This is a genomic window from Methylobacterium sp. B4 (assembly GCF_003201865.1).
Classification (GTDB): Bacteria; Pseudomonadota; Alphaproteobacteria; order Rhizobiales; family Beijerinckiaceae; genus Methylobacterium.
In genome coordinates, this window is sequence record NZ_QJJJ01000048.1 from 1 (window position 1) to 7,223 (window position 7,223).

At 61.0% G+C, this 7,223-nt stretch carries 4 protein-coding genes and 1 pseudogene; 3 read left to right on the plus strand and 2 right to left on the minus strand.

Annotation, left to right across the window (positions count from 1 at the left end; all coding sequences use genetic code 11):
• Positions 1-570 precede the first annotated feature (570 nt).
• A complete protein-coding gene (locus tag BY998_RS23725) occupies positions 571-1,212 on the plus strand; it encodes a methyltransferase domain-containing protein (protein ID WP_110354145.1) in 642 nt (213 codons plus the stop codon).
• Complete coding sequence (locus BY998_RS23730; protein WP_181425615.1) at positions 1,205-2,188, plus strand: glycosyltransferase family 8 protein; 984 nt, start codon at positions 1,205-1,207, stop codon at positions 2,186-2,188. The genes BY998_RS23725 and BY998_RS23730 overlap by 8 nt, the downstream gene beginning before the upstream one ends.
• 339 nt (positions 2,189-2,527) lie before the next feature.
• On the opposite strand, the gene BY998_RS24160 is transcribed toward BY998_RS23730, so the two are convergent.
• Positions 2,528-4,669, minus strand: a complete 2,142-nt coding sequence (locus tag BY998_RS24160) for a hypothetical protein (RefSeq protein WP_146221855.1) — start codon at positions 4,667-4,669, stop codon at positions 2,528-2,530.
• A gap of 680 nt (positions 4,670-5,349) precedes the next feature.
• Between BY998_RS24160 and BY998_RS23740 the strand changes: the two genes are divergently transcribed.
• Positions 5,350-6,732: a glycosyltransferase family 4 protein gene (locus BY998_RS23740; RefSeq protein WP_210205519.1), complete on the plus strand. Its 1,383-nt coding sequence runs from the start codon at positions 5,350-5,352 to the stop codon at positions 6,730-6,732.
• Positions 6,733-7,129: 397 nt separating this feature from the next.
• Here the strand turns inward: BY998_RS23740 and BY998_RS24960 are convergent.
• Positions 7,130-7,223, minus strand: a pseudogene (locus BY998_RS24960) (DUF4198 domain-containing protein); the annotation flags it as partial.

Genomic DNA, 7,223 nt, shown 5'->3' on the forward strand with positions numbered 1-7,223 from the left:
TGACTGGCCGGGAGCATGGAGGAGAAGCCGGGGGTGGGTCCCGATTGGACGCCGATCAACCCGTCAACCGGGTCCTTCTTCCACGCCGATTCTCAATCGTGGCCGCCGGCGGCGGGGCAGTTGCGGCGCAACTCTGTCCTGACGCGCAGGCCCTCAGGCTGGTCCGCCACAGATCCGGGAGCGTACGCATGGCCACCGATCCAAGCGGTGGCCTCGGTATCGCAACACCGCGCCCGACTGGGTCGTAATCCGGACGTAGGGCGGCAGGGAGAGCGTGACACGCTTTCACGGCGCGACAGACCGAAGTGCGAGTATCGACAAGGTGGACTTCCTCGCATCTGCCGCCACTTCGACAAGACCGCGCGCAGCGGCGTCTCCACAAGCGTTCCCGCTGCCGTCCCGACCGTCTGCGGCCGATTGCGCCGCGTGTGTCGAACGAATCAGTCACTTATTGACGATGACTACGACCATCGGTGCGCCAACATACGCCTTCTGCACTCTCGATGCATTGGCAGGTCTTTGCTTGTATCGACGGAGATTCGTCGATCGTCGATTCGAGGATGAGAAAGAATGTCTTTGAATTTCATGAGAATTCACACGTTCTACGCCATGTTGAAGCCGTTCTCCGCAAGGATGCGGCGCAAGCGGATGAACCATTTTTTTGAGGCGATGAACATATCGACTGATAAGAAAATCATCGACTTGGGCGGTCATCAAAAAATTTGGAATGCAGCGGACCTTCCTCTGCAGATCACGATCTTGAATCTTCCAGGGGCCGTTAACACAAGCGAACATGCTCAGCACAGGTTCGTTTTCGTTGAAGGCGATGCCTGTGATGTTCGGGGCTTCGCCGACAATACGTTCGACGTTGTATTTTCAAACAGCGTTATAGAGCATGTTGGCAGCGCTCACGATCGCGCAAAATTCGCACGCGAAGTCCGCCGCCTCGGCAAGTCCTATTGGGTACAGACGCCATCGAAATTTTTCCCAATCGAAGCGCACAACGGCATGCCGTTTTGGTGGTTTTATCCTTCCTGGGTCCGGAAGCGCTTCATAGATCGGTGGCGGAGGAACCTGCCGGCCTGGACTGAGATGGTCGAAGGGACTGACATCGTTTCCTACTCGGAACTGCGTGATCTATTCCCGGAAGCCAAGATATTTGTGGAAAAATTCTATGGCATCCCCAAGTCATATGTGGCGATCCATGTCTGACAACGCTCATGTGGCCTCTCTCGCTGGCAATCCCACGCGCGTGATAGACGTCGTCCTCTCAGGGGATCGTCGGGTTCTGTGGGGCCTTGCGGTCACCGGAAGAAGCGCACTTGAATCAACGTCTGCCAAGCTCAACATACATATCCTTGAGACGGGCTTTACAGGCCGGGACAAGAACGATCTTGTTCGCTCTTGGAAACATCCGATGTGCGGATCAATCAGTTTTTACAACGTGCCGAGCGAAGACCTTCGCAAATTTCGCTCGACCCGATACTTGAAGAGCAAATCTGCATACTCCCGATACTTCCTCAGCATGTTGCCGAGCGAAGCGAGGAGATGCATATACCTCGATGCCGACCTACTGGTCCTGAGGGATCTTGCAGAGTGCCGAGATCCGTCGCCGAACGCAATCGTGGCGGCCGTTCCAGATGTATCGGTCCGCACGAGAGAGGCCTGGCCGGAGCTGAGAGCACGACTCAATCTGGTGGACGAACTACGATACTTCAACAGCGGTGTGCTCATCATCAACCTAGAAGCATGGCGCGACCAGCAAATCGAAGCTGAATTGATTAAGACATCGATCGAAAAGTTCGACATCTTGGATTCGCAGGACCAAGATGCTTTGAATATCGTTCTTCACGACAAGGTTGATTTGATTGATGTCTCGTGGAACGTCTCACAGTATGAACGCCCGATGCCGATGGACGGGAACATCGTCCACCTCATCGGAAGCGTAAAGCCGTGGCACTCCCGCTATTCGCGCAAGCAATCCGACCCATATTTCACGAATCACGTCAGTCGAAAATTTTTCGAATTTCTCGATAGGACTGCATATGCAGGACGGAGGCCAGCCCAGCTTGCAGGTCTTGCGATGTTTATCGAGCAGATCAATGCCTGGATGCCGACCCGAGACATGCTGTTCGGGAAAATCCGACGGCATTTCAGGAGTTTGAGTTCTAGAATTGCCAGACCTTAAATTCGGTAGGCAGGAAGTCGGCGACGAACGACATGTCGTCTCATTGGATCGATGATCTTTTCGACGCGATCCGCTCGACGGGTCCGAGGCGCGTAGAAAGCTCCAGATGAAGCTTCCGACGGCGATTGGGGATCGTGCCTGGGAGCATGCCGAAGCATTTGATCTCAGCCCGGATCAATGAAGCCGGCAGCGCGGGCGCGGCGGCCGGTTGGGAATCGACGGCGGAATGAGGCCGACGGTCGTGTCGATCCTCGTCGGGTACGAGCCCACGGACGCCGCAGATCCCGCGTCGTCGAGCCAGGCGCCGAGGCCGCGCATATGATCGGGGCTCGCCTGTGATCAGACAACGCCGTAGGTCCACCCGGATCCGGCAAAGCCAAGGTAGATGCGGCCGAATTCGTTCTTATCCGCCTCGATCGCGAGGATCCGATCGAGGCGGCCAAGCGGATGCCCATCCGACACGCAGTGCCAAGACCGGCCAGCGTCCAGGGATCGGTGAACGCCCCAGACCTCCCCCACATAGCCGACGATGTAGATCGCCGGATAGGTGCTGCCCGAAGCAGGCTTGCCGAAGGCGAAGTCACTGACCTCAACGACGTTCGGCAAGGGCGAGAAGGATCGGCCGTGATCGGTTGATCGGATGAAGGCTCCGTAGCGAGGGGCACTCGAATGGCCGCTGGTATGAAAGAGGTGGCCGGCATGACCGGGAACTGCGCGAAGTTTCGAATGGTAAGGCTCGTTCCAACCTTTCAGCGGATGGAAAAGGGACCAGTTGAGCCCGCCATCCGTCGAAACGAATAACCCTTTGGGAAAATGTACCATGTAGAACACGTTGGGTGCGCGCCTGTCGGCGCAGACAGTATAACGACGCAGATAGGGTGGGGCGCCGAAGCCCGCAAAATCCCGATCGCCGACGCCGGGCAGGTTGCATGGCCGCCAACTCCGCCCGCCGTCCTGGGTCACATGCGGCGCTCCCCTGCCGTCCCCCGGCGCCCACACGAAGTTCGTGGGTGACGACGCCGCTATGAAGCCTTTTCCGGCCAGACCGTCCTTCCACCCGGGCGTGGATGGCAGTGGTTGCCAGTTGCGCCCGCTATCGACGGAGTAGGCCGATCGCTCGAGATCGCTCGCCTGCTGACTGCTGATCGTGGCGACCAGGAACGAAGGGTCGCTGCTGGCGTAATCGACGCCCCAGCAATGCGCGAACGCGGGGTCCGGATAATGGCGTTCAGGGTAGCGGTCCGGTGCGTCGATGAAAAACAGCGCCCGATCCCAGCAGGCCAACACAGGTTTGGCCGAGATTACGGGCGGATGGACGCATTGATTGGCCACAAGCTGCTCGATGCCGCGGCTCATCGAAGTCCAGGTGAGCGATCGAGCGCCGCGGAGGAAGGGTGCGGTCCACGCGCCCACCCCTTGCGCGAAGACGAGCCGGTCAGGATCAATGGGATGGAAGCGCATGTCGCCATTCGTCATCCAGCTCTCATCGGTCCAGGCGAGCCACGGGACGTCGATAGCGACGCGACGGACGCTGTCACGCAGGATCGTCTTCCCCCAGCTGTCCCCGCCATCCAGACTTTCCGACAGCGAGCCATCTTCTTTCGCCGCGATGATCCTTGCCGGGTCACGGGGACAGACCGTGACGCTGTGCCAAGCTTCGGGAGTCTCGCTCGGTGGCGTTACATCGCGCCAGGACCCATTATAGCGAAACACGCCCGACGCGCCGCCCGACGTATGGTGGCCGGCGACGAAGAGCGTGCCGTCGCGGCCCAGCGCAGCGTTGCGTACCGACGTGGGGCCGCCGCCGAGCGGTCGCCAGGATCGGCAGGCATCGTCGCTTCGATACACACCGTTCGACCAGGAAGCGGCGTAGGCGATCATCGTACGGCCCTGGCGATCGGGCGATGAGGGATCGAAGATGACCAGGAAGCCGTCGGCCATCCCCGAAGGGGCAGGCAGGTCACGTATCTGAACCCAGTTCGCGCCGCCATCGGTCGTCAGGCTGACGAAACCGGCGCCGCCGGCACAGACAATGTCGGCGTTGCGCGGATCGACTGCCATTTTACGACCGAAAGCTCGTGCCTCAGTCGCGCCCGCCGCGCGGTCGATCCGCCGGTGCTTCGTCCTTATCCACCGGCGGCCGGCGTCGTCGGAGCGAAAAAGCCACCCGTCCAATGCCATGTAGAGGCGCGAGCTTTGGCTGGGCGCGATGACAAGCTCGGTCGGCCAGAGATCGCCCGACCCCTCTTCGAACCTCATGTCGCCGGGCATGCTCGCCCGCGTCACGAGCTGTCGCCATTCCTCGTCGGCAGGATCCCAGATGTAGGCACCGTACGTGTCGGTCCGAACTGTGAGCACGCCATCAGGCGCGATGTCGAGACCAGCGAGAAATCCACCCGCGCCGATCTTGATCGGTCGCCAGGACAGATCTCCCTGCCCGGACGATGGCGCTGCATGGGTCGGCTGCACATCGACGGCCATCGCAGCTCCGAGCGCTGCAAGAACCTCACGTCGCGTTGCGCCCTCGGGCACGCGTCCGAACTGGAAAGGCCGCAATTCGCATCACTCCGGCAGCATTGCGTGGGGATTTGACGTTTCGAACGGCAGGCGCGGCACGCACCTCACGCTCGTCAAAAGCTTGGACGAGGCGGCACTCTCGCATCACGTTATGGAGGCTCGCACGCACCGATCGGCCCCAAGCAACAACACGACCGGTTCCAATCCTGGGCTAGAATTCATTTCGAGGCATTTGGATCACGCGCGTTATCGCGCGGGTCGCCGATCGACGGAGCGGATACCTCCTTCGGCTGCGGGAGCCGCGTTTGAGTGCCGTACTCTTACCCGAAATCACGATATCGGCCTGGCTCCCGGATCGTTGAATTTCCCTGGATCGACCTGGGCGATCACTCGGTCGCGTGCGCTGTGAACGGCAATGCGGGGCATGCCGCATCATCCGGCATCGCCCGGCACGAGCGATGGTCCGCCCCGGTCGAAACGCAGGGTCAGATCACCCCGTAGTGCGAGCGTGCGCGGCAGATGACATTACGAAGATGCAACGGCAGAGACACGATGCTCCGTCCCCGACGGCAGGCCGGCAGCGCGGTGCAGAGACAAGTGATCTTTCTCTCTGCTTCTCAACCTCATCGTCAGGAATGACCTCCATGACCGAAGTCGATCTGAGGATGCCGCTTCCTTCTCCACCTTACCTTACTGAGAGTTCAGTGACAAAAGTGGAGAGAAAGGCCTGCGGCGCGCGCGACAATGGGCAGAGGCCGCGCGTCCTCGTTCTTGCAGACGTCTGCAATCCTGATTGGCCTTCGCTGCCCGTCGTCGGCTACAACTATGCCAAAGCTCTTTCCGAAGTCGCCGACGTCACCGTCGCAACGCAAGTGCGGAATCGGCCCAACATCGAACGGGATGGTCTCGGACGTGCTCAGGTCGTCTATCTGGACACGGAATGGATCGCCGCGCCGATCCACCGGCTCGGAACGCTGATCCGGCGCGGAGGCGCGACCGGATGGACGACCCAGATAGCGATGGAATACCCCAGCTATCTGGCCTTCGAATGGGCGGCTTGGCGACATTTCCGCGGGCGGCTCCGCAAAGGTGAATTCGATGTGATTCACCGGATCACGCCGATGTCGCCGACACTTCCGAGTCTGATGGCCTCTCTCAGCACCGTGCCGTTCGTCCTCGGACCTCTGAATGGCGGCCTGCCGTGGCCAAGCGCGTTTCAGGCCGAGCTCAAGCGCGAACGGGAATGGCTGTCCTGGGTACGCGACGCCTACAAGCTCCTACCGTTTCGCCGTGCGACGTTGAACAAGGCGGCGGCCATACTCGCAGCATTCGACCACACCATCGCAGATTTGCCCGCCCGGCTCTCCGGGAAAATCGTCGATTTCCCAGAGGTCGGCGTGGATCCCGCTCGCTTCTCGGCGGAGCGGCCGCCGAAGCGTGAGCGCAAGACCATCCTCTTCGCTGGCCGACTCGTCCCATACAAGTTGCCCGAAGTCATCGTCGGTGCTTTTGCGCGAAGCGACATACTGAGACGTCATCGCTTGGTGGTGGTGGGGGACGGCCCAGAACGTTCGCGGCTCGAGCAGATGATCGCCGAGCATCGCCTCCAAGACTGTGTGGAGCTGCTCGGCCAGAGGACCCAGCGCGAAGTCGGGGCGATCATGCGCGACGCCGAAATCTTTGCGTTTCCCTCTATCCGCGAGCTTGGCGCAGGCGTCGTCGTTGAGGCCATGGCCTGCGGCATGGCCTGCGTCGTCGTCGATTACGGCGCTCCAGGCGCACTGATCGGCCCGGATCGCGGTGTCAAAGTGGCTCTTGGTGACCATCAAAGTCTTATCGCCGGCTATTGTCGCGAACTCGAATCGCTGGTCCTGTCTCCAGAACGCATCGCAATGCTCGGCGCAGCAGCATCGCAGCACGCACGGGCTCATTACGACTGGGATTCCAAAGCGGGCAAGACGCTCGAAGTCTATCACTGGGCGCGCAATCCGAGCGGTCCCAAGCCGGACTTTTGGGCTCAGACTTGAGGCGTAGCGCCTTCACGTGAGACGACGACGGCGGTCGTTGTCCGTGCAACCCAATATGCAGGTCAGCGAGGCGGTGAGGCCTTTGCCTCCTCGCGAGCATGCCGGGGATCAGATCGGTCTGCCGCATGTGATACGGTTTCCGACTGATGAGGCCGGTTGAGCTTTTACCACCGTTGTCATTCCGGAACGCTGCCAAGCGAACCCGGAGGCGGACGGGTGCGCCGGAGGTGTACCATTTGCGACGGGCGGAGCCGGTGGCCTGGGAGGCTCATCGCGTACCGATACCAAGGCCGCCTGCGGGAGACGACTTGCGGGAGACCGCCGACCGCGCTCTCAGGAGTTCCGGCGGCGAGGGCCGGCAAGGCCAACGCCGTCGGATGTCGGTTGCGCCGCACGCTCAGTTGGTCTTGGGGTCGGTGACGGTGAAGGTGAGGGTGGCGCCGTAGCTGTCCGCGTCGGCCAGCGCCGGCGTCTGCGAGGGCGTCACCCGG

Bases quoted from the DNA above. Each gene is read 5' to 3' on its own strand.
- BY998_RS23725 (WP_110354145.1), top strand. From the start codon at position 571: ATGTCTTTGAATTTCATGAGAATTCACACGTTCTACGCCATGTTGAAG.
- BY998_RS23730 (WP_181425615.1), top strand. From the start codon at position 1,205: ATGTCTGACAACGCTCATGTGGCCTCTCTCGCTGGCAATCCCACGCGC.
- BY998_RS24160 (WP_146221855.1), bottom strand. From the start codon at position 4,669: ATGGCCGTCGATGTGCAGCCGACCCATGCAGCGCCATCGTCCGGGCAG.
- BY998_RS23740 (WP_210205519.1), top strand. From the start codon at position 5,350: ATGACCGAAGTCGATCTGAGGATGCCGCTTCCTTCTCCACCTTACCTT.